Below are 25638 nucleotides of genomic sequence, written 5' to 3'. Positions count from 1 at the left end.
TAAAAAAATTGCCGGAATATATCCGGCAATTTTCTAATTACTTACGTAACTCCGCACCAAATTTCTCTTCTACCGCTGTTAATACACGGTTATGTGCTTCTGTTACTTCTTCGTCTGTTAATGTACGTTCTGCATCGAAGTAAGTCATAGAGAATGCAAGTGATTTCTTGCCTTCTTCCATTTTTTCACCTTCGTATAAGTCGAATAGTGTTACGTCTTTCAGAAGTTCTCCGCCAGCTTCAGCAATGACTTGCTTCATTTCACCAGCTTTTGTTTCTTTCGTTACTACAACAGCCATGTCACGTGTCATAGATGGGAAACGTGGAATTGCTGCGTAGTAAGTTTCTTCAGCGTCTGCACCGAATACTTTTACAAGAGATAATTCAAATACGAATGTATTTTTCACATCTAATTGTTTTTCTGCTTCTGGGTGCAATTGACCGATGAAACCAATTACTTCGCCATCTAATACGATGTCAGCTGTACGGCCTGGGTGCATACCTTCGCGTTTTGCTGGTGCATATGTGATTTGGTTTGCAACGCCAAGTACGTCGAATAGTCCTTCTAGTACACCTTTCACAACGAAGAAGTCTACTACTTTCTTCTCACCTTGCCATGCATGATGAAGAGCAAGACCTGTCATAACACCTGCAAGATGTTGTTCTTCTTTCGGAAGTTCTCCTTCTTCTGTCGGTAAGAAGATAGAACCTACTTCGTATAAAGCAACGCTGTCGTTTTTACGAGCGACATTGTATGAAACTGCTTCTAGTAATTGCGGTACTAAGCTTAAACGAAGTTGGCTACGTTCTTCACTCATTGGAAGCGCAAGACCTACAGGCGCCTTTTCGTTTGGCTCAACCATATATTGTTTCGCTTTGTCAGCGCTTGTTAATGAATACGTGATTGCTTCATATAAACCAGCACCCTCTAAGAAGCGGCGTACTTTACGACGTTTCGTTTGTGCTGATGTTAATTTACCACGAGTCATCGTTCCAGAAGGTAATGTAACTGGAATGTGGTCATAACCGTATAGACGGCCCACTTCTTCTACTAAGTCTTCTGAAATTGTAATATCAGGACGACGTGCTGGTACATTTACATGGAATGTTCCTTCTACTTCTGTGAATGGGAATTTCAAGTTTGTGAACATTGTACCCATTTCACTCGCAGAAATATTTGTACCTAATACACGGTTTACTTTTTCAGCAGTAACAGATACTGTACGCTCTTGTACTTGTAAGTTGTCAGCTTCTACTACACCTTCAAGTGCTTCACCACCAGCATATTTCGCCATTAAAGCAGCTGCGTGTTGAATTGCTTCAAATGTACGTGTTGGGTCGATTCCTTTTTCGAAACGTGCACTTGATTCACTACGAAGACCTAAGTCTTTTGATGTACGACGTACTGTTTGACCTGCAAAATATGCAGACTCAATTAGAACGTTTACTGTCTCATTTGTAACTTCAGAATCCGCCCCGCCCATTACACCAGCAACAGCTAAAGCTTTCGTGCCGTTTGTAATTACAAGGTGGTGGCTTTGTAATGTACGCTCTTGATCATCTAACGTTTCAATTTTTTCGCCTTCTTTTGCAAGACGAACAACGATTTCTTTTGAACCTAATTTATCGTAATCGAATGCATGTAACGGTTGACCGTATTCCATTAAAATGTAGTTTGTAATATCAACTACGTTGCTAATTGGACGAATGCCAGCTGCCATAAGACGAGTTTGCATCCACATTGGTGATGGACCAATCTTTACGTTTTTAACCATTTTTGCAATGTATAATGGGTTTTCTTCTTTCGCTTCTACACTTACAGAAATATAATCAGAAGTTTTTTCTGCTGTTTCTTGTAAGTCGATAGCTGGAAGCTTTACTTCGCGGCCATAAATAGCAGCTACTTCGTAAGCAACACCTAACATGTTTAAGCAATCTGCACGGTTTGGTGTTAAGCCAAGCTCAAGTACTTCATCGTGTAAGTTTAAAATTTCAAGTGCATCTGCACCAACTTCAGCGTCACTTGGGAAGATGAAGATACCATCTGCGTATTCTTTTGAAACTAACTTTCCATCAATACCAAGCTCTTGAAGAGCACAAACCATACCGTGAGAAGCTTCACCGCGTAGTTTTGCTTTTTTGATTTTGAAGTTACCAGGAAGTACAGCTCCAACTTTTGCAACTGGTACTTTTAAACCTTTTGCAATGTTAGCAGCTCCACAAATAATTTGAACTGGCTCTTCTTCACCGATATCGATTAAGCATTTACTTAATTTATCAGCTTCTGGGTGTTTTTCACATTCTAATACGTGACCAACTACAACACCTTTTACACCTTTATTTAATACTTCAACGCCTTCTACTTCAATACCACTTTTCGTGATTTTGTCTGCTAGTTCTTGTGCTGTTACATCTTTAATATCTACATACTCTTGTAACCAACGATATGATACGAACATACTTATCCTCTCCTTCCCTTACGCTCGTTTGAATTGTTGTAAGAAACGTACATCATTTGTATAGAAATGACGAATGTCATCTACTCCGTATTTCAACATTGCGATACGCTCTGCGCCCATACCGAATGCGAAACCTTGATATTCTTTTGAATCATAACCAGCCATTTCAAGTACGTTCGGGTGAACCATACCTGCGCCTAGAATTTCAATCCAGCCAGTTCCTTTACAAGTGCCGCAGCCTTTGCCATGACACATCATACAAGAAATATCCATCTCTACAGATGGCTCTGTGAATGGGAAGAAACTTGGACGAAGACGGATTTCACGATCTTCACCGAACATCTTTTTCACGAATACTTGCAGTGTACCTTTTAAGTCACTCATACGAATGTTTTTATCAATTACAAGACCTTCAATTTGCATGAACTGATGTGAATGCGTCGCATCGTCGTCATCACGGCGATACACTTTACCAGGACAAATAATTTTAATTGGGCCTTTTTCTTTATTATTTTCCATCGTACGTGCTTGCACAGAAGATGTATGTGTACGTAGTAACGTTTCTTCTGTGATGTAGAATGTATCTTGCATATCACGCGCTGGGTGATCTTTCGGTAAGTTTAGTGCTTCGAAGTTGTAGTAGTCTTTTTCTACTTCTGTTCCTTCAGCTACTTCATAACCCATACCGATGAATACATCTTCAATTTGCTCAACAACAGCCGTTAACGGATGGTGACAACCTGTTTCAACAGGACGACCTGGCAATGTAACATCAATTGTTTCAGTAGCTAATTTCGCTTCAATTACTGCTTTTTCTAAGTTACTAATTTTGTCGTCTAGACGCGTTTGAATCGCTTCACGTACTTCATTTACTAATGCTCCCATACGTGGACGCTCTTCTGCTGATAATTTTCCCATGCCGCGTAATACTTCTGTAATTGGACCTTTTTTTCCTAAATACGCTACGCGTACGTCGTTTAAGCCTTTCAGCTCTTTCGCTTCTTCAATAAGCTCTAACGCTTTTTGCTTTAGCTCTTTTAAACGTGCTTCCATTTTGGAACCCTCCTAATTTTAAAAATAAAAAAACCTCGCTCCCAAAAAGGGACGAGGTAAATTCGCGGTACCACCCTAAATTGACAGAACATGTCTGCCCACTCATTAGTTATAACGATCAATTCTGACCGGAACGCCTTTACATATACATGGTCCTGGCGTCAACTCCAGAGGTGAATTCACTTTCGTCTACCATAAGAATGCTTTCAGTCTACGGCACTCTCTCCCTATATGGCGATTTTGTAAGCTACTCTTCTCTATCAACGTTTTTCGTTATTTAACTTTTAATATAATGTACTTCAACTTATTATAAGAAGTTTTTTATTTGTTCGCAACCGGGCTTTGCAAATAATACGTTAAAATCCCTGCTGCAACCGCAACATTTAATGATTCTGCCCCGCCGTAAATCGGAATATACAAGTTTTGATCCGTTTTTGCAAGAATTTCTTGGCGTACGCCATTTCCTTCATTTCCTACAATTAATGCAAAACTGCCAGCCGGCGTTACTTCACCATACGGAACTCCATTTTCAAGAGCTGTTCCATATACAGGAACGTTATTTTCTTTTAACTTGTCTACCCATTCTTCTAAGTTCCCTTTTACAATTGGTAAGTGGAAAATAGAGCCTTGTGTAGAGCGGAGTACTTTACTATTGTAAACATCAACACAACCTTCTCCAAGCACAACGGCGTGAATACCAGCTGCATCAGCTGTACGAATAATTGTTCCTAAATTACCTGGGTCTTGCAGGCCATCTAATAAAAGGAATTTCCCATCAGTAAGAGCTACTTCTTTCTCATGCTTCTCACAAACAGCAAATACACCTTGCGTCGTTTCTGTTTCACGAAGTATTTTTACAATCGCCTCAGGTACGATGTACATTTCCACATCATTAACTGTCCAATCTTTCGGAAGGTCTGTCTGATCTGAAACGATAAGTTCTGTTACAATTCCTGTCTTCAAAGCTTCCTCGACTAAGTGGAATCCTTCTACAAAAAATAAACCTTTTTTATCGCGTTCTTTTTTCGTTTGCAGCTTTTTCCACTGCTTTACACGCGGATTTTGTACTGAATCAATGTTTTTCATAATATGTATTTCCCTCTCTTCTTGTCTTATCATTATAGCCTATTTTTCATACATATTTACATAAAAAAGAACAAAAACTAACGTCAGTTTCAATTCTGAAGAAGAGGTGAAAGCAATGAGTTTTAATTTACGCGGTGCCGTATTAGCGAATGTATCTGGAAATTCACAAGATCAATTACAAGAAACAATCGTCGATGCAATTCAAAGCGGTGAAGAAAAAATGCTTCCAGGTCTTGGCGTTTTATTTGAAGTCATTTGGAAAAACGCTGATGAAAATGAAAAGCACGAAATGTTAGAAACACTAGAGCAAGGATTAAAAAAATAAGCAATTTGAAAATCACCTTTGCATAAGCTAAGGTGATTTTTTTGCAGAAAAATTTTTTCTTCTCCTAAACATTTCTACTTTACTAACGAACTATGATGGAGTACAATGTTCAAAATACATTTAAACCGATCGATTTTTCTTCATATACACCATAAGATAAAAGGAGTGAATGTTTTATGCACCGTATTACGCTTGAACAAATTTTTAAACACCACATTACACAAAAATACGTAAACCGTTCTGGAATGGTCCACGCGATCGCTGTCGCTTACCATGCGTTTCACCTAGCCAAAAAGCATCACGCCTCAGTCGATGCTGCCACAAAAGCTGGCTTCCTTCATGATATCGGACATCATACGTGGTACACAGGCGGCGAATGGGATTATGACTTATATAAAAAGAATGATATCCATGCAATTAAAGGCGCTGAAAGAGCACATAAATTACTTATTAGATTAGGAGAACATCCAAAACTAGCAAAAGAAATTTCTATTGCAATTCTTCTTCATACAGATTCTTTCTTAGTGGAACAAGAAATTGAAAGAACATCTCTTCAAAATATTATTAAATGGGCAGACGAAGCAGATGAAGAACCGGGCGGAGCGCATCATTATCGAACAATTTCTTATGAAAAAGCACTTAAAGCAATTCAGCAATTAGATCGATTGGTAGAGCGTGAATTGCAAATAGAGCAAGCAAAATTGAATAACAAGACAGAACATAGTTATCAATGAGAAAGAGGCATCACTACAGGGTGATACCTCTTTTATTATTTTATGGAAAATAAACCTTTATCCCGCATTAACGAGCAGTAAGACCCCCACCTCGAAATTCAGCAAAGACGAGGAAGTTAGGTGGAGAATCAACTGCCCGTAAAAGCCCGATTGGTGAGGGCTGATAATCAGTGGGGGATGAACCTCCCCAATGATTAAAGTTTCACTTTATATGTAATATTTAAATGTTACATTCAAAAACATCTTACTTTATAATTAAATATACAAATATAAAAGAGGTGATTTTACAAATGCAACCCGCTACACAGCTTTCTAATGAACAAAAACACTCGATGTCATGGGGACAATTTATTAGCTCTGTTTTATTCGCCTTTTTTGGAACTGGACTTATTACTATGTTCCTCGCAATGCCATTAACAATTTATACAGCAGGTCTTACAGATAAAAAACAAGTTGCCCTGTATGAATCTATTGCAAATACTGCAAATACCGTATTACAACTAGCTGTATTGTTATTCTTCATTTTTAAATTCGAACCCGCAAAAAAATTACTACTAAAATCTTTTAACTTTAAAACACTGAAAGAATGGCGCACATACGTATACTTACTTCTTTTCTTCGTTATCAACATCATACTCAATTACATCTTGTTAAATTATGTGTTCCAAGACGCAACAAAGCAGCAATCTTCCGCACTAAGCTTAGACGTCTTTAAACAATATCAAATATTATTACTTCTCAGCTTTGCAATACTCACACCCATTTTTGAAGAACTTATTTTCCGTGGTTTTATACTTCGCTTCTTCTCAGAACGCTTTCCATTTTGGATTGCAGCCATCGTAACAAGTTTCTTCTTCGGTATCGCTCATACATACTCACTTGGGGTAATGGTAATTACTTTCTTTATGGGATTATTAATGGCCATTTTATGTAAAAAAACAAAGTCCATTATTCCAGCTATGTTATTTCATATTATGAATAACATGTTGGCATTCTTGAGTTAAAAAGAGGTATCATCGCGATACCTCTCTTTACTCTTTTATCATAACTTCAAACTCTTCTGCGGTTAGCGTTTTTGATAATCCGTATCGTTATTACCCATTTCCTTCAATTTATATATACTCATTAATAATATCCAAAATAAACCTCATGTAGTAAAATATAACTTAATTCACATAAAGGAGTTTACATATGTTCAGTATTATTTGGATGCTTTTCACGCCACTTCTCTTACTATGCGGGATTGCTGGTGGTATTTTTTTAATAGTAACGGGGATTAAATATCGGAAATTACTCGTTGGTTTAATGGGGCTACTTAGCCTATCCTTTGTCACACTACCTTTTGTTCTTTTAAGTGTAGGGATTCATATCGATACAATTTTCCCGATTCCAACTGCTCTTTACTGGACCCTATTTTCTTTAACTGGATTATTAGCAGGGGTAAGTGGAGTACAAGCCAAAATTAAAAGTATACGTAATATGGGATTCATTATTTTTACCATTGGAATATTAGGTGTTATCTTCTGGGAGCTCATGTCTGTAGGTGATTCATTCTATATATAATATTTTTTAGCAACCTACAAATCGGAGGTAATACAGAAGTGTTTGGAATATTAACTTGGATGATTTTAGCTCTTACTTTAATGTTATGCGCATTTATCGTTGGTATTTTTTTAATTATTTATGGTATTAAATATCATAAATCACTCACTATTATAGCTGGTTTAATTAGCATATTACTTATCGTTGTTCCTATCGTTTGTATAGGTTCTGGAATAGATTTAGAGGGGATGGTTCCAATTTCGGGAACTTTATATTGGTGCTTCTTCTCTTTAGCTGGACTATTAGCTATTATAAGCGGCAGGCAAATATCGAGTATTTGTTCTATGGGGATAATTTTGTTTCTAGCAGGACTGTGCTCCGTAACTGGTTATCATTTTTTATATCTCACTCTTTAAAAAGACAAAAAAGCAGGGAAATTAATTCCCTGCTTTTCTATTTGGTTTATTGCCTGATTGTAAGAAGAACGATAACACCCAAGCGATACCTGCTAGTATCGTTGCGATTAAGAAGGCATCGTTAATACCGTTAATTGCAGATAGCTTTGAAATTTGTCCATATAATAGTTGTGTGCTCATCGCGTCTCCTGCTTGAGCTGATCCAGCTAAGGCCGCTAAGCTTTGACCCATGCCGTGTACTTTATCAACTAAAATTGGGTTTGATGTTGTTAACATGTTGCCGTAATCAGCTACGTGAGCAGTCGTTTGTTGCGTCATAAGTGTAATTAAAATAGCTGTTCCGATTGAACCCGCTACTTGTCTTGACGTATTTTGCGTTGCTGTACCGTGAGAAATTAATTTCATCGGCAGCGCGTTCATACCAGCTGTCATAATTGGCATCATAATGAATGACATACCAATTGAACGTATAATGTAATCCGTCATAATAACGCTATACGGCGTATCCATCGATAATTTTGTAAATTCATATGTCGCATACGTCGTAATTGCCAATCCAATTATCGCTAATGGACGAATACCATATTTATCGAATAATTTACCCGCTACTGGTCCCATGATCCCCATAATTAATGATCCTGGAAGAAGTAGTAAACCAGATTCAATTGGCGTAAAGCCACGAATGTTTTGCAGATATACTGGAAGCAATAACATACCTCCGAATAATGCCATCGTAACGATTGCATTAATTACTAAAGTAAAAGTAAATACTGGATATTTAAATACTTGTAAATCAAGCATTTTATTGTCCGTTGTTAACTCTCTCCAAATAAATAACGCTAAACCAATTACACCGATAACAAGTGAAATAATGACTTCTGCACTAGTCCAACTATTATTTCCAGCTTCACTAAATCCGTACAATAAGCTTCCTAGTCCAATACTTGAACTAACCACACCGAATATATCTAATTTCGTTTTAGACACCGGCTGAGCTAGTGTAAAGAATTTTAAAGATAGGAACGTAATAATTAAACCAATAATAAACATCGCATAGAACATTAAGTTCCAGCTATAGTTTTCAATCACCCAACCTGTTACAGTTGGTCCGATAGCTGGTGCTAAAATCATCGCTACACCTAGTAATCCCATCGCCGCTCCGCGTTTATGAGGCGGGAATAACGTCATGAAGATATTCATACCAACCGGCATTAAAATACCCGCACCAACTGCTTGAATTACGCGACCTGTCATCATCATTGTAAAGTTTCCTGAAGTAGCACAAATGATAGATCCTACCGTGAAGAATAACATTGCTGCTACAAATAATTTACGATACGTAAATCGTGAAACTAAAAAGGCACTAATCGGTACTAAAATACCATTTACAAGCATGAAGCCTGTAATTAACCATTGTGCTGTTGAAGTTGATACATTAAATTCATTCATTAACGGAGGTAATGCAACGTTAATGATTGTTTGGTTTAAAATAGAAACGAACATGCCGAGAATTAATACAGCTACAACTGCTTTTACGTTCACATTCTCTACAGGCATAGACATTTGTTTTTTCGGCACTTCTTTTTCTTGTTTTACTTCTTCTTGCTTTCCTGTTTCTAACTCAACTACATTAGAAATTTCCGATTCTTGCTTTCGTTCAATTTCTTTCTCTTCTGTTTCAACTTTACTTACTTCTATTTTACTTACGGCTGGGACTTGTTCTTCTCCCATTTTCGTTTTTTTCTTTCGTAAAAGACGATTTACAAGGAAGAAGACGATTATACAAAATAGTGCATATCCTGCAATTACAATTGAGGACATCTCATCTCCCCCTTACTTATGAATACGAACTGTCACATTCATGCCAGGAACAATATTTACTGATTTGCTATGATCTAAAGAAATTTTAACTGGTACTACTTGTGTTACTTTCGTATAGTTCGCTGTTGCGTTGCTTGATGGCAACATAGAGAATGTATTCGCTGTTGTTAAGCCAACTTGTTCTACTTTTCCTGTTAACGTTGTATCTGGGTATGCATCTACATACACATCTACATCTTGACCTTTTTGAACATCATCAACATCTGTTTCTTCAATGTTTGCTGTTACCCATAAATTGTTCATATCAAATGCATAAGCAATCGGGCTACCCGCTCCAACGAAAGCATTTGTTGTCGCGTTTGATTGTACAACTGTTGCATTTTGTGGAATTGTTACATCTACTGTTTGTTCTCCATTAGCTGCCGCTACAGTAACAGTACCTAATTTATCGTTCTCATTATAATTTTTTCCTACTTCAGCTTTCCAGTCAGTTAGTTTACCTGCTACTGGTGAAGCAACCGGAATTACCTTTCCATCAATCTTTGCATTGTCTGTTTTTAAGTAATTTTCCGTTTGATTGTAATAGTAATAACCGCCAATACCGCCGCCAACTAGTACAATTAATGTGATAATGTTGATAATTACCATTCTTCGAAACTGATTCATTGCATTCCTCTCCTTATATCGCATATAATTTTTTTCTAAACTATTTATGTCCTTATTGTTTAGATTGTTTAATTGTTAATTATATTAACCTTTTAACAAAAAAATCACACCATCTGCAGCGTAAATCGAAACTTCTCTACCTGCGAGCGGTGCTGATTTCTGAAGGACTATCGTTTATAATTATAAATAATTATTTTGAATCTACAACCGACAATTTACGTATGAAATGTCGTTTAAACAACAATATAATACCAATATGTTGTTTAAGTATAGAAAATTAAACGAGGGGAAATAAAAATGTCTATTAAAAATACAAATGATCCACGTGTAAAACGGACGAGACAACTCATACAGGATGCTTTTGTCGCTTTAGTAGGCGAAAAAGGTTTTGAAAATGTTACTGTGCAACATATCGCAGAACGCGCTCCTGTAAACCGCGCTACATTTTATAGCCATTACCACGATAAATATGACTTACTAGACAAAAGCATTGAAGAAATGTTAGAAAAGCTAACTGAAGTAATTAAACCGAGAAATAGAAATAAAGAAGATTTCCAACTAACATTTGATTCGCCACATCCAAGTTTTTTGGCCTTGTTCGAACATATTGCAGAAAACACTAACTTCTATAACGTCATGCTTGGTGATAAAGCTGCTGGAAACTATACGTATAAGATGATGAAAGCAATTCAAACGCATTTAACATTAAGCCTCTCTATTTCACAACCTAACGATGAAAAACTAATGGTTCCACGCGATATTCTCATTAGTTATGTTACTGGTGCCCACCTAGGAATGATTATGTCATGGCTAAAAAGAGGGATGATATATACCCCGCATTTTATGGCGATGCAATTAACTCGTTTAATTATTTTAGGGGCTCATACTGCTGCAGGATTAGAAAGGCCTTTTTAAAACATAAAAAAGCGAAGGAGAAGCTCCTTCGCTTTTTCTATTAATTAAATGTAATGTTATGTACAGCCTCTTTATCAAGACGTTTAATAACTTCTACAATTAACTTCACTGCATTTTCATAATCATCACGATGTAACATTGCCGCATGAGAATGGATATAGCGCGTTGCAATTGTAATTGCCATAGAAGGAATACCATTTACAGCAATGTGAATCGCACCCGCATCCGTTCCTCCGCCTGCTACTGAATCATATTGATACGGGATTTGTAATTCATCAGCAACATCAACTACGAAATCACGTAAACCTGTATGTCCAATAACAGAAGCATCATATAAAATGATTTGTGGTCCATCGCCCATTTTACTTTGTGCTTCTTTTGACGTTACACCCGGTGTATCTCCAGCGATACCAACATCTACTGCGAACGCGATATCTGGTTTAATATAATTCGCAGATGTTTTTGCGCCACGAAGACCAACTTCTTCTTGTACAGTTCCAACGCCATATACAACATTTGGATGCTTTTCATCTTTTAATTGTTTTAATACGTCAATTGCAATTGCACAACCGATTCGGTTATCCCATGCTTTTGCAAGTAACATTTTTTCATTCTTCATCACTTGGAATTCAAAGTAAGGTACAACTTGATCTCCTGGTCGTACGCCCCACTCCATCGCTTCTTCTTGGCTAGAAGCACCGATATCGATGAACATGTCTTTAATTTCAACTGGCTTTTTACGAGCTTCTGGAGGTAAAATGTGCGGTGGTTTTGAACCAATTACACCTGTTACATCTCCTTTACGCGTTACAATCGTCACGCGTTGCGCAAGCATAACTTGTGACCACCAGCCACCAACCGTTTGGAAGCGAAGGAAACCTTTGTCATCGATTTGTGTAATCATAAATCCAACTTCATCTAAATGACCTGCAACCATAATTTTCGGGCCGTTTTCTTCCCCTACTTTTTTCGCAACTAAACTCCCTAAATTATCAGTAGAAAGTTCGTCCGCAAACGGCTCAATATATTTCTTCATTACTTCACGTGGTTCACGCTCATTACCAGCAATACCACGTGCATCTGTTAATTCTTTTAGCATTGTCAATGTCGCGTCTAATTTTGTCATTGCCAACACCCTCCTTTTTCTTCAGTCAATTCATTATACAATAATTAAATTGAAATATTCAAAAATTAAATTAGTATCCTTGTGTTTGACGCTGATGATTTACTTCATTTTTATCTAAATATGCTTTTTCAATCTCTTCTTGTTCAAATTCAAGTGCTTGTCCAAGTCGAAGATAGCTCGTAAATAATTCAATATAGTTTGTAATAGATGGTTGATCTGTAAAACGAATTACTTTCGCATATGTGTCTAAGAAAATTTCCACTTGTGTTTTATTCGTCTGTGCACATTTATAGAATAGGAAGTTTTTATCAATACCTAAATCAATTCCGATTGATAAAATAAAATGCAAACCATCTACGTATTCTTCTAATATTACTTCACGTTCTGATGCTGGTTTGTTGCTCCAATATTTAAAACAACGTGTTTCATTTGCAAGTTCTCCAATTTCTACAAGAAGAGCTAGCATTTTTTCTTTTAACAATTTTTTCGGTTGTAAGTCATGTTCTTTTGCAATACGGTCATCTAATTCTTTTTGTAATTTAAATAGTTGTAGTAAGTCCATTCTATTGTCCTCCTCCAACATCGCATTTTACGCAACAATGTTGTTTCATCTCAAAGTTCATTATTATGTTTCAGTTCTTATGAATAAGTCAGCTATCTAACTCTTTATAAAATAGCTTGTCCTTAATTTACAAATACGTTTCAGTCATCGCTCTTAAATTGTTCATCTGATGAAAGTTCCATATCATCTTTCCATTATAGCAGTGTCGTTTCAGCTAGGAAAGATACTCTTCTTTCCAAACGAGCAGAATTGAAAAAAGCCAGGAGTATTCTCCTGACTTCATATGTATATTCTTCTATACTGCTATAACTTTTATATTGATTTTGTCATATTGATAACAACATAGCCGTTAATCTTTAGAATTTCTTTCACTTCTAACTTCTATTTGAATACAAATAAAAAAACCTTAGAAGAAAATTCTTCTAAGGTTTCAACTAATTAATTAGTTAATGTTGTTTTTTGCAACTGTTGCTAATTCAGCGAAAGCTTTTTCGTCATGAACAGCTAAGTCAGCAAGCATCTTGCGGTTAACTTCGATGCCAGCATTTTTAAGACCGTGCATTAAGCGGCTGTAAGAAAGACCATTCATACGAGCTGCTGCGTTGATACGTGTAATCCATAATTTACGGAAGTCACGTTTCTTTTGACGGCGGTCACGGAATGCATACATTAGAGATTTCATAACCTGTTGGTTAGCAACCTTGAATAATGTATTTTTTGAACCGTAGTAACCTTTTGCTAATTTAATTACTTTTTTACGACGTTGACGAGTAACTGTACCACCTTTTACTCTTGGCATAATATTACCTCCTAATTGTTCTATATATCAGCCGAACTTATTTTAAGTTGTCAAGCATTTGACGAATGCGTTTGAAGTCACCAGCGCTTACTACACCAGCTTTACGTAGTTTACGTTTAGCTTTTGTAGATTTGTTAGCGAATAAATGGCTTGTGTAAGCGTGAGAACGTTTCAGTTTACCTGATCCAGTCTTTTTGAAACGCTTTGCAGCGCCGCGATGAGTTTTTTGTTTAGGCATAGGTATTTCCTCCTCTATCTATTACTTATCGTTTTTCGGTGCTAAAACTAAGAACATACTGCGTCCTTCCATTTTAGGCTTAGATTCAACTGTGCTAACTTCAGCACAAGCTTCTGAGAAGCGATCTAAAACACGTTGACCGATTTCTTTATGAGTAATGGCACGTCCTTTAAAGCGAATTGATGCTTTAACCTTGTCGCCTTTCTCTAAAAACTTGATAGCATTACGAAGTTTTGTGTTAAAGTCGTGTTCATCAATTGTTGGACTTAAACGAACTTCTTTCATGCTAATTACTTTTTGATTTTTGCGCTGCTCTTTTTCTTTCTTCTGTTGCTCAAAGCGGAATTTACCGTAGTCCATAATGCGGCATACTGGCGGTTTCGCATTTGGAGCAACTAATACTAAATCAAGATTAAGATTTGCAGCTAAGTCTAAAGCGTCATTACGAGACTTGATTCCAAGTTGATCGCCATTTGCGCCAACTAAACGTACTTCACGTGCACGAATTTGCTCGTTAATCATCATATCCTTGCTAATAGTAAGCCACCTCCAAGGTTTTCTCAGAACATATTTTGTAGTCATAGAACCCGAACAAAAAAAGTGCGGGCATACGACACCCACACTTGTAAAATCTTAAGTAAGAAATACATTTACCTGTTAACTGCGAATGCGTCCATCAGGTGAGAAGCGGGTGCTTCTACTTGTTCCACAAAACAATATTCTATTATCCTTGATGAGTTTATCATAGGACATGACGTCTGTCAAGAAGACGCGATGTGTTTTACTAACAACAAGAAATATTGTAACAAACAACTAACATACTTGCAATACTTTTTTATGATAAGTGTTACATGGTTATTTTTTCTAATTTTTCTCAAGTATATTACATAAAAAAGCCGCGGTATACCGCGGCTTTTTCTTATCGTTTTCCTTCTACTTTAATCATGTCAACAAAAGCATCTAATGCGATTGTTTCTGATTTTTGTTCACCATATTTACGTACGTTTACGCCGTTTTCAGTTACTTCATTGTCACCTACTACAAGCATGTACGGAATTTTTTGCATTTGTGCTTCACGGATTTTGTAACCGATCTTCTCTTCACGAGTGTCTAATTCAACACGGATACCAGCACGACGCAATTCGTCTTGTACTTTCTTCGCATAGTCTAAATGTACTTGCGGAGAAACTGGAATTACTTGTACTTGAACTGGAGCTAACCATGTTGGGAATGCACCTTTGTATTCTTCAATTAAGAAGGCTACAAAACGTTCCATAGTTGATACAACACCACGGTGAATTACAACTGGACGATGTTGTTTACCGTCTTCACCAACGTATGATAATTCAAAGCGTTCTGGAAGCAAGAAGTCTAATTGTACAGTTGAAAGTGTTTCGTCTTTTCCAAGAGCAGTACGAACTTGAACGTCAAGTTTTGGACCGTAGAATGCCGCTTCACCTTCAGCTTCATAGTAATCAAGACCCATTTCATCCATAGCTTCTTTTAACATACCTTGTGCTTTTTCCCACATCTCATCATCCGCATAATACTTTTTAGTATCTGCTGGGTCGCGGTAAGATAGACGGAATGAGTAGTTCTCTAAACCGAAATCTTTGTACACTTCTAGAGTTAAGTTTACAACACGTTTTAACTCTTCTTTAATTTGATCTGGACGAACGAAAATATGCGCATCGTTTAAAGTCATTCCGCGTACACGTTGTAATCCAGATAACGCACCTGACATTTCATAACGGTGCATTGTTCCAAGTTCCGCAATACGGATTGGTAATTCACGGTAGCTGTGAATATCATTTTTATAAACCATCATATGATGAGGACAGTTCATTGGACGAAGAACTAATTCTTCGTTATCCATTTCCATTGATGGGAACATGCCATCACGGTAGTGGTTCCAGTGACCAGAAGTTTCATAAAGCTCTCTGCTTCCTAGTACTGGAGTATATACGTGATCATAGCCTAAGCTTGCTTCTTTATCAACGATATAACGCTCGATAATACGACGAATTGTTGCACCCTTTGGTAACCAAAGTGGTAAACCTTGTCCTACTTTTTGGCTATTAGTAAATAGTTTTAATTCTTTACCTAATTTACGGTGATCGCGCTCTTTCGCTTCTTCAAGCATACGTAAGTGCTCATCTAATTCCGCTTTTTTAACGAATGCAGTACCGTAAATACGTTGTAGCATTTTATTATTGCTATCGCCGCGCCAGTAAGCACCTGCAACGCTTAATAATTTAAACACTTTAATTTTCCCTGTAGATGGAAGGTGAACACCACGACAAAGGTCGAAGAATTCGCCTTGCTCATAGATTGAAATAACTGCATCTTCTGGAAGATCGTTAATTAAATCTAATTTTAACTCATCGCCGATTTCTTCAAAGCGACGAATTGCTTCTGCACGTGGTACTTCATGACGAACGATTTCTAAGTTCTCGTTCACGATTTTTTGCATTTCTTTTTCGATTTTCTTGAAGTCTTCAACTGTAATTGCTTCTTCCATATCAATATCGTAGTAGAAGCCATTTTCAATTACTGGACCAATGCCGAGCTCAACCTTAACATCTTTATATAAACGTTTTAACGCTTGTGCTAAAAGGTGGGCTGTTGAATGGCGTAAAATATATAGGCCATCTTCAGAATCTAATGTAATGATAGAAACTGCACCATCTTCTTCGATTGGTGTAACAAGATCGATCATCTCATCGTTTAATTTTCCAGCTACAGCTTTTTTCTTTAAGCCTGGGCTAATAGAAGCTGCGATTTCTTCAGTTGTTACGCCTTTTGGAAACTCCTTCACAGCTCCATCAGGGAAAGTAATTTTAACTACATCTGCCATCACTGGTCACTCCTCTTTTTCTCAAAATAAAAAACACTCATCCCGTAAAAAGGGACGAGTGTTGAATTCGTGGTTCCACCCTTGTTCCAATTAACATAATTGTTAATTGCTCAAGTTCAACATAACGGTGTTGTCCGTTAGCAATTACTAGAAAAACCGTTCACTGCTAAAGTTTAGAGGTGGTAAGTAATAATCCCGTACTAGGAAGCTCACACCCTAAGGCTTCCCTCTCTGAAAATCGTAGAAAACTACTCATGTCCTCATCATAACATTTCAATATATTTCATTTATGTAGGTAATTATATGCTCAAAAACTTAGAAAATCAAGGGCGTTACCTTTATTTTTTAAATTTTTCACATTGCGCTCAAAATCATGTAATCCATGTAATTGGACCCGTTCTTGGAACACATTTCGCAAAGTAATAATCATATTATGGTCTTGTTCTTTCGTATATAAATAAATCTTTTTAGGCGAAATAGAAAGAAGCGGCGCAATTACTTTCGTATCAATATATACATCATTTTGCTTTAATAATTCCTCATCTATATATTGGACCAACTTCTCCTGTTTTAAACGTCTACCTTTATCATCATAAAAGATAAAGCTTTCATCAAAAATAAGATGCACGCAAGACAAACGTGATTTACGGCTACTTACTTGTTGCCGAAGCGTCTCAATGAACATTTGGTATTCTTGCTCCATCTTATATTCATCAATTGCCACTTCCGCAAGTTTAGCCACCATTTCCCTATATGTACGAAGACGAAAACGGATATATGATGAAAACGAGAATGAGAGCGGATCACAAAGCCAATTATTTAAAGAAGACTTAATATATGACTCAAATGCGTTACGCGTTAAATCCTGAGCTACACCTTTTCTTCTTCCCTTTAAAATCTCATGTGCCATGTGCAATATTTGATGACACTCTTCTTGTTCTTCATAAAAAAACTTTTCTTTTAAAATCGTATAAATCCACTCATTTTGTTTCACATTCACAATGAAATACACCATTACTGGCAATAAGATTTTTTCAATATAATTCGATTCACGTACTGGTATGTGAATCACCACTTTTTGTTCCTGTAAATACACACTCGTTTCCTTATATAACACTTCCGCTCTTTTCAGCAATTGTCTATATACGTGCATAGCATCATTTTTTTCTTCGAAGCAAATTTCAATCACTTTTGTCCCCCCTTTTATCCCCGCTCTAAAGGACTGTATCTATACGTTACAAATCCTATAAGAGTCCGTCCCGCGTGAATTTCACTCTTAGTAGAATCACATTTCCTATCGTTAGAAAATCCACTCAATATGGCTTGCTAATTTTATATATATTAAGGGAGGGAGAAAAAAATGATACAAGCTACTATGAATTTTTATTGTATACTTTACTTATCAATAAAAGGGGGTATCTGAATGTTTGAATATAAATTCGTAAAAGTCGAATTACATTGGGGGTTCACTCGCTCAAAACCAGCTGAAGACTACCAAGAAATTATTCAAGAACATGCTAGAGATGGCTGGAGGTTCGTACAGATTGTTGCCCCTACGTTTGGCAGTTCTGGACAACCTGAATATTTCGACCTCATATTTGAAAAGAAAATATCACTATAATACAAAAGAGCAAGCTTCTCAGCTTGCTCTTTTACTTATGACGACGGTTTTTCCCACCAATCGGAATTGGTTTCGCTAAATATTTAATTCGTTCCATAATACGTGCTGCCTTCATTTCTTCAGCCTCGCCACGCTGCGTATACGTTAAATGGTGTTCCAGTTGTTTAAAATCAAAATTAGACGTAAAGAACGTCGGTAAGTTTTCTAACATACGGAATTGTAAGATTGCACCGAGTACATCGTCACGGACAAAGCTTGACATCGCTTCTGCCCCGATATCATCTAACATTAAAACTTGTACGCGTTTAACCGCATCAATCTTCTCACCAATCGAATTATCTTGAATTGAACTTTTAATTTCACGTAAAAATTCCGGGAAGTATACGAGCATCGAACTTATTTTCTTTCGAGCAAGCTCGTTCGCTATTGCTCCTAACAAATACGTTTTTCCTACACCAAATTTACCGTACAAATATAAACCTTGTGCTTTTTTACCTGGTTCATATGTACTTAAAAATTCATTCGCTGCACCAATCGCATCGATACGTGCATTTAAATCAGAAGGATCTAAGTTTTCCATAGTTGCCTGTAAAATATCCGTTGGCATATATACACTTTGAACAAGTTTTTCATATTTCTTTCTCTCGTCATGCGCTACTTTTCTAACGCAGCGATCGTATTGAATATCAATCATCTTCCCTTGAATAACAAGCTTTGGCTCGTACCCTTGTAGCATATTTTTACATGAGCCTAAATCCGGACAATCCACGCAACCTACACTTTGTCCAATATATTCATATAACTTCACAAGACTGCGCTCAATCATAGAAGTCGTTACTTCACCCTTATGTTCATCTATAAATTCTTTCACACGCGGATGCGCCATTACTTCTGCCTTTAATACTTCATATCTATTTTTAAAGTTTTCATTTTCCATTAATTTTGCAAATGAATTTTGAATATGCTCCATTTTCTCACCTCAAAGAGCGTTCATTCTCTTCTATTAATCACGCTTATATTTTTTTAACACTTCTTCTAGTCGTTTTCGTTCATCTTCTAGCGTACTTGCATCTTTTTCTACACTTACATCTTTCTTCACTGTTTCTTTCTCTTGTTCTTTCGGCTCTTCTTCCTTAAGCCAATCTGGCACCATTTCTTTCCGCACCGTTTTCTTCGCCGTACGGCCTTTTTTCTTCGTCTCAGCCCACTCTTGATATTGACGGTTCTCTTCTTTCGCTAACGCCATCGCGTCCGCTACTGTACCGACCTTTTTACGTGCCCAATGCCCAGCAATCTTCTCGACATACGTTTTCGCAAGTTTCATATCTGAGCGTAGCATAACGTAATAAATAAGTACATTCACAACTCCTGGTGTCAATTTTTGATTAATCATGACATCTTCAACGATTTGCAAGTCCGCTTTCGTTGCCTCTGCACCACCAGAAATCTCTTTCAATAGTTGTTTTGGTGAGATTTCCTCTAGCTGCTTTATTAGCATCTCCTCTTGCGATGAAGGCTCTTTCTCTTTCATCGTACGTGCAGCATGAGGCTGTACTCTTTCACTTAATACCGGTAATGCTTGACCATTTTCAAATTGATACCAATCGCGCGCTCCTTTTCTAAGCCTTTCCATATCAATTGTTTGCATTTCTGTCACTGCACCAAGAACGATATTTTGCATCGATAACACATCTACACCATACACGTAAGCAAGTGTTATAACGCAGTCTCTCACTTGATCTGTAATCGCCTTTTTAGGAACAAGAGCGGACAATCCATCTACAAATAAAGAGAAATCAAAGAAATCATTCCAAAGTTTCGGAGCGTCTCCCTTCTCGTTACTTGGCATAGTTGTCGTTTTTGGAATACGAAGGTCTTCTTGCGCATGCTCAAGTTGTCCTGGATTAAACGAACCAAACACATCATTGAAAGAACGCGTAACATTTTCATAAGAAGCAAAATCAAATTCTTCTTCTAAGAAATATTGCTTTACTTGATTATATTTTGTCCTGCTCAATCGATTGTATAAAAAGATACTTAAAACAATATCATCAAAAAACTGCTTCGGAGATAAAGGTGGTTGCAACTCATATATGAACATTCGAATATCTTTTTCTTTCTTAATATATACCTTCAAAAGCCCAATTGCCTCTAACTTTACTCGTTCCTCATATACTTCAGGAAGTTGCATTTGCATAGTCACCATAAGGGAATGATGCGTATTCTCTTTTCCAAATACACGATCTTGCTCAAGCTCTCCCCATAGTGTCATGTATAAGCTAAAAGCTCTACTACCTATTAACGGCTGATACAACATCGTTAACACTTTTCGGTCGTAATTGTGCAGTAGTCCTTTCGCACTTACTTTATAACGATCAATCGGCAATAGCTCCATCCATGACTGTTTTTCCATTCTTGCTTTTCCTTTCTCTCATCCAATCTATCCTCTACTTCATTCGTTCTATCTTCATTATATAAATTCTTAGTGAAAAAGAGCTATTAGCTTGCGCTTCTAGCTCTCTTATCCTATTACTTACGGTATGTAAAGAGAATAAAATACAACTTCTACTCTCTTTCTTTTTGCAGTATATCTTTTAATTCTTCAATAAATACATTTAAATCTTTAAATTGACGATATACAGAAGCAAAACGTACGTAAGCAACATCATCAATATCGCGAAGTTCTTCCATAACAATTTCACCAATCATATCACTTTTCACTTCTGATATACCTAAATTACGCAGTTCACGTTCCACGCTTTGTGTTACTTCTTCTAATTGTCTTAAAGATACTGGTCTTTTTTCACACGCTTTAATTAAACCGCGTAAAATCTTTTCTTTATTAAACTCTTCTCGTGTGCCTTCTTTTTTTACAACGATAAGAGGTGACTCTTCTACCCTTTCAAAGGTCGTAAAGCGACTTAAGCAACTTTCACACTCTCTCCTTCTTCGAATAGAGCGCCCCTCGTCTACCGGACGCGAATCTAACACTCTTGTACCATTATGAGAACAGGATGGACAACGCAATTCATTCACTCCTTTACACTATACTCTTTATTTTTCTCTACTCACTTCACCTAAAATATATATACAATATTATATAACTCATTCTAACTCTCTTACCACTTTAAGTTCCAGCGCATCACTTTATCATCTCATCCTTAAAAATAAGATGGTATATAGGGCACTACCTCATTTGCAAGAGTCCAATTTATTCAACTAACGAGTACGTTATATTTTCCCTTTTTTATAAACTAAAAAAGAGGTGCATTATACACCTCTTTACATTTTAAATCAATTATGTTCTTTTTTAAAGAGCTTTTGTTTCTCTCTGCTTAATTTCGAAGCTACCAGTGCCTCGAGGAAGCTCGATGCTCTCACGCGTTTTCGCGTTTAAACCTTCTGCAATATATTCTGCAGCAACATTTGGATCAATACGATCCCCACAAGTATAAACATCAATACTTGCGTAACCGTGCTCCGGAAAGCTATGAATTGTTAAATGTGATTCTGAGATAATTACTACTCCACTTACACCTTGTGGTGCAAATTTATGGAAAGCAACCTCACGCACTTCAGCACCAGCTCTTAGTGCTGCATCCACAAATAATTGTTCAATATACGGCATGTCATTAAGCTTGTCGAAATCGCAATCCCAAAGTTCAGCGATCACGTGACGACCCATCGTATCCATAGTATCCATTCTACAGTTCCCCCTTGTAAATTTATTCTAACTGTTCGAATTGAAAACTAATTTGCAATTTGGCTTGCTCCACTACCACGGGGGAAAGTTAGTCCAGAGAGGTCCTAACCCTTTAAGTAGTGACTACGTACCTCAGCTCTTAAGTTTACGAGTGTTAGTATACTTTGTTTATTTTCATTTTGCAACAACAGTTTTTTCGATTTTCTGTCATATTTTCCTCTTTACTTTTCCCTAAAAAAAATAAACGATTCACAAATGCAGTAATCACAACGTTTCGTGGTATGTCCACTTTTTAAAATATACTTATATAATTTTTTTCCTTTTCAGAAAAAATTAAAAAAAGAGGGCAAATATCGCCTTGCCCTCTCCTCCCTTATTCACTTAAATGTGTTGCACATTTTCTTGTTTCGCTAACTCTTCAACAACTAACGTTACAAGATCTACAACACGACGAGAGTAACCCCACTCGTTATCATACCAAGCAAGTACTTTCACTTTACGATCACCCATTACCATTGTAGATAAACCATCGATAATAGCTGAGTGTGTATTTGTATTAAAGTCGATAGATACTAAAGGCTCTTCGCTGAATTCTACAATACCTTTTAACGCACCGTTTGCAACAGTTTTGAATGCATCGTTAATAGCTTCAACTGTCACATCGCGTTTTACATCTACTACTAAATCAACAAGAGACACGTTTGGTGTTGGTACACGAAGTGCCATACCATGAAGTTTTCCGTTTAAATGTGGAAGAACTTTTGCTAGCGCTTTCGCAGCACCTGTCGTTGTCGGAATGATTGATTGTCCGCAAGCACGTGCTCTTCTTAAATCTTTATGTGGGTTATCAATATTTTTTTGGTCATTTGTATAAGCGTGAACTGTCGTCATTAAACCGTTTTCAATTCCAAACTGCTCATCTAACACCTTCACAACAGGCGCTAAACAATTTGTTGTACAAGATGCATTTGAAATAACAGTATGTTTTGTAATATCTAATTGGTCTTCGTTCACACCAACTACAATTGTTACATCTTCATTTTTACCAGGCGCTGTTAAAATAACTTTTTTCGCTCCAGCTTCAACGTGAAGAATTGCTTTTTCTTTCGAATTAAATTTACCAGTTGCTTCAATTACAACTTCAACACCTAAATCTGTCCAAGGCAATTCCTTTGGATCGCGGTTGTTTAAAAGGCGAATCATTTTTCCATCAACTAATAAGTGATCTTCAAATGCTTCTACTGTTCCGTCAAACTTGCCATGAACTGTATCATATTTAATTAAGTGTGCTAACGTTTCAGATGGATAGCTTGCATTGATTGCTACAATTTCGAATGCGCTTTCTTTTATTGCTTGACGAAATACCATTCTCCCAATACGTCCAAATCCATTAATTGCCACACGAGTCATAATATGTTATCCCCCTTGAATGCGTTATACTATTTATCTCCAATCCCAATAATAGTATAACACAAAAAGGGGCTATGTCACTAAGCATTTTCATTAATTTCACAATTTTTTAGTCAATAATGTTCCACTTTTTTAAAATTACCTGCAATTGTGTTTTCGTTCCCATAATTGTGCCATCATTATTTATCACTTCATCTGCATTTTTCACTTTTTCTTCTAACGGCATTTGAGATTGAATACGAGCTGTTGCTTCTTCTTCTAAAAAGTTATTTCGTTTCATTAAACGTTCTAATTGCGTATGCGGCTTAACCGCTACAACTAAAATGCGGTCAACGAGACTTGTTAATTTGCTTTCAAATAAGAGAGGAATATCTAACACAACCGCTTGCATACCTTCTTTTATGTACATTTCCTTTTGCCTATTCATTTCCTCACGCACTGCAGGATGAACAATTTTATTTAACTGCAATCGTTTTTCTTCATTATAGAAAACGACACTTCCTAGTTTTGGACGATCTAGTTCTCCATCCTCTTGTAACACTTCCGTTCCAAATACTTCTACTATTTTGTTATATGCTGGTTTTCCTCGCTCTACAACTTCTCTTGCGATAATATCTGCATCAATAACCGGTATGCTCAGTTCACGAAACATTTGAGACACTGTACTTTTTCCGCTTGCAATGCCTCCCGTTAATCCAATTACTACTGTCATAATAATCCTCCTCATAATAAAAGGCGCGAAACTAATGTTCCACGCCCATACTTACATTTTCCAAATTCCAATAATGATGAGTAATACTCCAGGCAGGAATGTAAATTTTTGTAACCACTTCATATTTGATAAAACCGTTCCAAGTTTCATTCCAATAAATAAAAACAAAGAACTCATAACTGCAACTAATATCGCCATCATAGCGGGTGCATACCCTAATAAAGATGCACCAATTCCGGCACCAAATGAATCTACAGAAAGAGCTATACCAAGAAGTAATGCTTCTCCTGCAGAAATGGTGCCTGATTTATCAAAATCTGCAACAGTCGGTTTCCGTAAAATTTGAATCACTAGGCCTAGCGAGGCAATCTCTAATTTCCAGACCTTCTCCTCTTGCTTCGGTTCTTCTTTTCTCTCACTTCGAAAAAATTGATATAATACCCAAATCCCTATTCCAATAAGAACAAGCCCACCGATACGCGTTGCGATAACAGGTGAAAATACTTTCGCGATCATATGTCCAATTCCCATTGAAACAAGCATAACAGCCGCTGAACACATTCCGATAATTATAATTGATCTTAGTGGAATTCTTACGCTTCTTAAACCATATGTTAGCCCTACACTACAGCTATCTAAGCTTAATGTAAAAGCTAATAAAATAAGAGATAAATAAAGGTACATCGGTAAGCTCCTCCCTTATACATAGCTCTGCTGTATGTATATGACAAATGCCTATCCGATGTTATCTCTTTTCTATATTCTAGGCTGACAAATTGGGCAGTAATGCGTTCCTCGCCCGCCAACAACTGTTTTTTCTAATATCGTGCCACAAGTTACGCACGGCTCTCCTTTTTTCCCATATACATTTAGGAGTTCTTGGAACGAACCAATTTGCCCTTGTGAGTTGATATACGTCCGAATTGTACTTCCGCCACGCTTTACTGCTTCGCCTAGCGTTGTAACGGTAGCCTCATAAATTCGCTCAATTTCTTCTACTGTTAAAGACGAAGCTTCTCGTTCTGGATGGATTTGAGAACGGAATAAAACTTCATCTACATATATATTTCCAAGCCCTACTAAAAGACGCTGGTCCAGTAGCACAACTTTTATTTTACGATTTGTCTTTTGTAATCTTTCTTGTAAATACTGCGGTGTCATTTCAGCATCAAATGGCTCCGGACCTAAGTCAGCAAGAGGCATTTGGTTCATTTCTTCACCTTTCTTAAAGAGATGCATCGTACCAAACTTTCTCACATCTTTATAATGTAATTCCGTTCCATCTGTAAATAAGAAACGGACGTGCGTATGTTTATCAATCGGCTCATCCTCTTGATGTAATAAAAACTTACCTTCCATACGCAAATGTGAAACAATGACATAATTCGTTACATATAAAAGCAAAAACTTTCCTCTTCGCTTTATATTTTCAATCTTCTCGCCTTTTAGCATTTCTTTAAAGATTTCTGCATCATCCGGTCGTTTCACTATTTTTGGATAAGTAACAATAACATCTTCAATCGTTTTTCCTGTTACAAGATTTTCAAGTGTCCGTCTGACGTTTTCAACCTCTGGTAATTCAGGCATTTCATCA

General features: G+C 36.9%; 27 protein-coding genes and 3 other annotated features. Of the genes, 7 read left to right on the top strand and 20 right to left on the bottom strand.

Annotation, left to right across the window (positions count from 1 at the left end):
* Positions 1-37: 37 nt before the first annotated feature.
* From pheT to ACTFRM_RS14820, 3 genes are all read right to left on the bottom strand, one after another.
* A complete protein-coding gene (gene pheT, locus ACTFRM_RS14830) occupies positions 38-2458 on the bottom strand; it encodes a phenylalanine--tRNA ligase subunit beta (protein WP_078187112.1) in 2421 nt (806 codons plus the stop codon).
* Between the two features lie 18 nt (positions 2459-2476).
* Positions 2477-3511 carry a phenylalanine--tRNA ligase subunit alpha gene (pheS, locus tag ACTFRM_RS14825; protein WP_000388219.1) on the bottom strand — a complete coding sequence of 345 codons (1035 nt, stop codon included), beginning with the start codon at positions 3509-3511 and terminating at the stop codon, positions 2477-2479.
* A 44-nt stretch (positions 3512-3555) separates the two neighbouring features.
* Positions 3556-3784 (bottom strand) — a binding site (T-box leader).
* A 48-nt stretch (positions 3785-3832) separates the two neighbouring features.
* Positions 3833-4630 (bottom strand): TrmH family RNA methyltransferase, encoded by a 798-nt coding sequence (locus tag ACTFRM_RS14820; protein WP_002026395.1) that lies wholly within the window; start codon positions 4628-4630, stop codon positions 3833-3835.
* An 82-nt stretch (positions 4631-4712) separates the two neighbouring features.
* Here ACTFRM_RS14820 and sspI point away from each other — a divergent pair, with 82 nt between their 5' ends.
* From sspI to ACTFRM_RS14795, 5 genes are all read left to right on the top strand, one after another.
* The gene (sspI, locus tag ACTFRM_RS14815) at positions 4713-4922 is read left to right on the top strand and encodes a small acid-soluble spore protein SspI (protein ID WP_000009509.1); all 210 of its coding nucleotides are present in this window, start codon (positions 4713-4715) and stop codon (positions 4920-4922) included.
* 176 nt (positions 4923-5098) lie between these two features.
* On the top strand, positions 5099-5656 hold the full coding sequence (locus ACTFRM_RS14810) for an HD domain-containing protein (RefSeq protein ID WP_000554786.1): 558 nt from the start codon (positions 5099-5101) through the stop codon (positions 5654-5656).
* 290 nt (positions 5657-5946) lie between these two features.
* Positions 5947-6660: a CPBP family intramembrane glutamic endopeptidase gene (locus ACTFRM_RS14805; RefSeq protein WP_001182107.1), complete on the top strand. Its 714-nt coding sequence runs from the start codon at positions 5947-5949 to the stop codon at positions 6658-6660.
* A gap of 187 nt (positions 6661-6847) precedes the next feature.
* Positions 6848-7219 carry a hypothetical protein gene (locus ACTFRM_RS14800; protein WP_000491395.1) on the top strand — a complete coding sequence of 124 codons (372 nt, stop codon included), beginning with the start codon at positions 6848-6850 and terminating at the stop codon, positions 7217-7219.
* A gap of 38 nt (positions 7220-7257) precedes the next feature.
* The gene (locus tag ACTFRM_RS14795; protein WP_000467057.1) at positions 7258-7614 is read left to right on the top strand and encodes a hypothetical protein; all 357 of its coding nucleotides are present in this window, start codon (positions 7258-7260) and stop codon (positions 7612-7614) included.
* A 21-nt stretch (positions 7615-7635) separates the two neighbouring features.
* Here ACTFRM_RS14795 and ACTFRM_RS14790 read toward each other — a convergent pair whose 3' ends face one another.
* Positions 7636-9435: a DHA2 family efflux MFS transporter permease subunit gene (locus ACTFRM_RS14790; RefSeq protein ID WP_000095295.1), complete on the bottom strand. Its 1800-nt coding sequence runs from the start codon at positions 9433-9435 to the stop codon at positions 7636-7638.
* A 12-nt stretch (positions 9436-9447) separates the two neighbouring features.
* Entirely contained in the window at positions 9448-10101 is a 654-nt protein-coding gene (locus ACTFRM_RS14785) for an HlyD family secretion protein (protein WP_001071419.1), read from the bottom strand.
* Positions 10102-10398: 297 nt separating this feature from the next.
* Here ACTFRM_RS14785 and ACTFRM_RS14780 point away from each other — a divergent pair, with 297 nt between their 5' ends.
* A complete protein-coding gene (locus ACTFRM_RS14780) occupies positions 10399-11016 on the top strand; it encodes a TetR/AcrR family transcriptional regulator (protein WP_000023672.1) in 618 nt (205 codons plus the stop codon).
* A gap of 40 nt (positions 11017-11056) precedes the next feature.
* On the opposite strand, the gene ACTFRM_RS14775 is transcribed toward ACTFRM_RS14780, so the two are convergent.
* The 7 genes from ACTFRM_RS14775 to ytxC form a co-directional block, all read right to left on the bottom strand.
* Complete coding sequence (locus ACTFRM_RS14775; RefSeq protein WP_000163555.1) at positions 11057-12142, bottom strand: M42 family metallopeptidase; 1086 nt, start codon at positions 12140-12142, stop codon at positions 11057-11059.
* Between the two features lie 70 nt (positions 12143-12212).
* Positions 12213-12704, bottom strand: coding sequence for a dUTP diphosphatase (locus ACTFRM_RS14770; protein ID WP_000365050.1), 492 nt, complete (start codon positions 12702-12704; stop codon positions 12213-12215).
* 442 nt (positions 12705-13146) lie between these two features.
* Entirely contained in the window at positions 13147-13503 is a 357-nt protein-coding gene (gene rplT, locus ACTFRM_RS14765) for a 50S ribosomal protein L20 (RefSeq protein ID WP_001138362.1), read from the bottom strand.
* Between the two features lie 37 nt (positions 13504-13540).
* Positions 13541-13741, bottom strand: a complete 201-nt coding sequence (gene rpmI / locus ACTFRM_RS14760; RefSeq protein ID WP_001125945.1) for a 50S ribosomal protein L35 — start codon at positions 13739-13741, stop codon at positions 13541-13543.
* Between the two features lie 21 nt (positions 13742-13762).
* Positions 13763-14266: a translation initiation factor IF-3 gene (gene infC, locus ACTFRM_RS14755; RefSeq protein ID WP_000973215.1), complete on the bottom strand. Its 504-nt coding sequence runs from the start codon at positions 14264-14266 to the stop codon at positions 13763-13765.
* 63 nt (positions 14267-14329) lie between these two features.
* Positions 14330-14450: a sequence feature (ribosomal protein L20 leader region), on the bottom strand.
* A gap of 210 nt (positions 14451-14660) precedes the next feature.
* Positions 14661-16598, bottom strand: a complete 1938-nt coding sequence (gene thrS, locus ACTFRM_RS14750) for a threonine--tRNA ligase (protein WP_000786083.1) — start codon at positions 16596-16598, stop codon at positions 14661-14663.
* A gap of 47 nt (positions 16599-16645) precedes the next feature.
* Positions 16646-16874, bottom strand: a binding site (T-box leader).
* A gap of 31 nt (positions 16875-16905) precedes the next feature.
* On the bottom strand, positions 16906-17787 hold the full coding sequence (ytxC, locus tag ACTFRM_RS14745) for a putative sporulation protein YtxC (RefSeq protein WP_000569629.1): 882 nt from the start codon (positions 17785-17787) through the stop codon (positions 16906-16908).
* A 234-nt stretch (positions 17788-18021) separates the two neighbouring features.
* Here ytxC and ACTFRM_RS14740 point away from each other — a divergent pair, with 234 nt between their 5' ends.
* Positions 18022-18219 (top strand): DUF4177 domain-containing protein, encoded by a 198-nt coding sequence (locus ACTFRM_RS14740; RefSeq protein WP_000464456.1) that lies wholly within the window; start codon positions 18022-18024, stop codon positions 18217-18219.
* Between the two features lie 31 nt (positions 18220-18250).
* Here the strand turns inward: ACTFRM_RS14740 and dnaI are convergent, their stop codons facing one another.
* The 8 genes from dnaI to mutM form a co-directional block, all read right to left on the bottom strand.
* The gene (dnaI, locus tag ACTFRM_RS14735) at positions 18251-19189 is read right to left on the bottom strand and encodes a primosomal protein DnaI (RefSeq protein ID WP_000400104.1); all 939 of its coding nucleotides are present in this window, start codon (positions 19187-19189) and stop codon (positions 18251-18253) included.
* Between the two features lie 33 nt (positions 19190-19222).
* On the bottom strand, positions 19223-20632 hold the full coding sequence (locus ACTFRM_RS14730) for a replication initiation and membrane attachment family protein (RefSeq protein WP_440043436.1): 1410 nt from the start codon (positions 20630-20632) through the stop codon (positions 19223-19225).
* A gap of 152 nt (positions 20633-20784) precedes the next feature.
* On the bottom strand, positions 20785-21246 hold the full coding sequence (gene nrdR, locus ACTFRM_RS14725) for a transcriptional regulator NrdR (RefSeq protein ID WP_001203687.1): 462 nt from the start codon (positions 21244-21246) through the stop codon (positions 20785-20787).
* Between the two features lie 283 nt (positions 21247-21529).
* The gene (speD, locus tag ACTFRM_RS14720) at positions 21530-21913 is read right to left on the bottom strand and encodes an adenosylmethionine decarboxylase (protein ID WP_002003660.1); all 384 of its coding nucleotides are present in this window, start codon (positions 21911-21913) and stop codon (positions 21530-21532) included.
* A gap of 390 nt (positions 21914-22303) precedes the next feature.
* A complete protein-coding gene (locus ACTFRM_RS14715; RefSeq protein ID WP_000198974.1) occupies positions 22304-23332 on the bottom strand; it encodes a glyceraldehyde-3-phosphate dehydrogenase in 1029 nt (342 codons plus the stop codon).
* A 109-nt stretch (positions 23333-23441) separates the two neighbouring features.
* On the bottom strand, positions 23442-24044 hold the full coding sequence (gene coaE, locus ACTFRM_RS14710; protein ID WP_000219314.1) for a dephospho-CoA kinase: 603 nt from the start codon (positions 24042-24044) through the stop codon (positions 23442-23444).
* Positions 24045-24095: 51 nt separating this feature from the next.
* Positions 24096-24728, bottom strand: coding sequence for a sporulation membrane protein YtaF (gene ytaF / locus ACTFRM_RS14705; RefSeq protein WP_000281747.1), 633 nt, complete (start codon positions 24726-24728; stop codon positions 24096-24098).
* Positions 24729-24800: 72 nt separating this feature from the next.
* Entirely contained in the window at positions 24801-25631 is an 831-nt protein-coding gene (mutM, locus tag ACTFRM_RS14700) for a DNA-formamidopyrimidine glycosylase (RefSeq protein ID WP_001114478.1), read from the bottom strand.
* Between the last annotated feature and the right edge of the window lie 7 nt (positions 25632-25638).

Origin of the sequence: Bacillus cereus group sp. MYBK227-1, from assembly GCF_051916325.1 — a bacterium.
Taxonomy (GTDB): Bacteria; Bacillota; Bacilli; order Bacillales; family Bacillaceae_G; genus Bacillus_A; species Bacillus_A cereus.
Note: the sequence above shows the minus strand (reverse complement) of the source record. Positions and strands in the feature narration are given on the sequence as shown.

What these genes read in the sequence shown, in the direction of transcription:
- mutM (WP_001114478.1), bottom strand. Translation starts at nt 25,631, where the DNA reads ATGCCTGAATTACCAGAGGTTGAAAACGTCAGACGGACACTTGAAAAT.
- ACTFRM_RS14715 (WP_000198974.1), bottom strand. Translation starts at nt 23,332, where the DNA reads ATGACTCGTGTGGCAATTAATGGATTTGGACGTATTGGGAGAATGGTA.
- ACTFRM_RS14800 (WP_000491395.1), top strand. Translation starts at nt 6,848, where the DNA reads ATGTTCAGTATTATTTGGATGCTTTTCACGCCACTTCTCTTACTATGC.
- coaE (WP_000219314.1), bottom strand. Translation starts at nt 24,044, where the DNA reads ATGACAGTAGTAATTGGATTAACGGGAGGCATTGCAAGCGGAAAAAGT.
- ACTFRM_RS14785 (WP_001071419.1), bottom strand. Translation starts at nt 10,101, where the DNA reads ATGAATCAGTTTCGAAGAATGGTAATTATCAACATTATCACATTAATT.
- infC (WP_000973215.1), bottom strand. Translation starts at nt 14,266, where the DNA reads ATGATGATTAACGAGCAAATTCGTGCACGTGAAGTACGTTTAGTTGGC.
- pheS (WP_000388219.1), bottom strand. Translation starts at nt 3,511, where the DNA reads ATGGAAGCACGTTTAAAAGAGCTAAAGCAAAAAGCGTTAGAGCTTATT.
- ytaF (WP_000281747.1), bottom strand. Translation starts at nt 24,728, where the DNA reads ATGTACCTTTATTTATCTCTTATTTTATTAGCTTTTACATTAAGCTTA.
- thrS (WP_000786083.1), bottom strand. Translation starts at nt 16,598, where the DNA reads ATGGCAGATGTAGTTAAAATTACTTTCCCTGATGGAGCTGTGAAGGAG.
- ACTFRM_RS14790 (WP_000095295.1), bottom strand. Translation starts at nt 9,435, where the DNA reads ATGTCCTCAATTGTAATTGCAGGATATGCACTATTTTGTATAATCGTC.
- ACTFRM_RS14820 (WP_002026395.1), bottom strand. Translation starts at nt 4,630, where the DNA reads ATGATAAGACAAGAAGAGAGGGAAATACATATTATGAAAAACATTGAT.
- sspI (WP_000009509.1), top strand. Translation starts at nt 4,713, where the DNA reads ATGAGTTTTAATTTACGCGGTGCCGTATTAGCGAATGTATCTGGAAAT.
- ACTFRM_RS14770 (WP_000365050.1), bottom strand. Translation starts at nt 12,704, where the DNA reads ATGGACTTACTACAACTATTTAAATTACAAAAAGAATTAGATGACCGT.
- rplT (WP_001138362.1), bottom strand. Translation starts at nt 13,503, where the DNA reads ATGCCAAGAGTAAAAGGTGGTACAGTTACTCGTCAACGTCGTAAAAAA.
- rpmI (WP_001125945.1), bottom strand. Translation starts at nt 13,741, where the DNA reads ATGCCTAAACAAAAAACTCATCGCGGCGCTGCAAAGCGTTTCAAAAAG.
- ACTFRM_RS14775 (WP_000163555.1), bottom strand. Translation starts at nt 12,142, where the DNA reads ATGACAAAATTAGACGCGACATTGACAATGCTAAAAGAATTAACAGAT.
- ACTFRM_RS14780 (WP_000023672.1), top strand. Translation starts at nt 10,399, where the DNA reads ATGTCTATTAAAAATACAAATGATCCACGTGTAAAACGGACGAGACAA.
- ACTFRM_RS14730 (WP_440043436.1), bottom strand. Translation starts at nt 20,632, where the DNA reads ATGGAAAAACAGTCATGGATGGAGCTATTGCCGATTGATCGTTATAAA.
- speD (WP_002003660.1), bottom strand. Translation starts at nt 21,913, where the DNA reads ATGGATACGATGGGTCGTCACGTGATCGCTGAACTTTGGGATTGCGAT.
- ACTFRM_RS14805 (WP_001182107.1), top strand. Translation starts at nt 5,947, where the DNA reads ATGCAACCCGCTACACAGCTTTCTAATGAACAAAAACACTCGATGTCA.
- pheT (WP_078187112.1), bottom strand. Translation starts at nt 2,458, where the DNA reads ATGTTCGTATCATATCGTTGGTTACAAGAGTATGTAGATATTAAAGAT.
- ACTFRM_RS14810 (WP_000554786.1), top strand. Translation starts at nt 5,099, where the DNA reads ATGCACCGTATTACGCTTGAACAAATTTTTAAACACCACATTACACAA.
- ACTFRM_RS14740 (WP_000464456.1), top strand. Translation starts at nt 18,022, where the DNA reads ATGTTTGAATATAAATTCGTAAAAGTCGAATTACATTGGGGGTTCACT.
- dnaI (WP_000400104.1), bottom strand. Translation starts at nt 19,189, where the DNA reads ATGGAGCATATTCAAAATTCATTTGCAAAATTAATGGAAAATGAAAAC.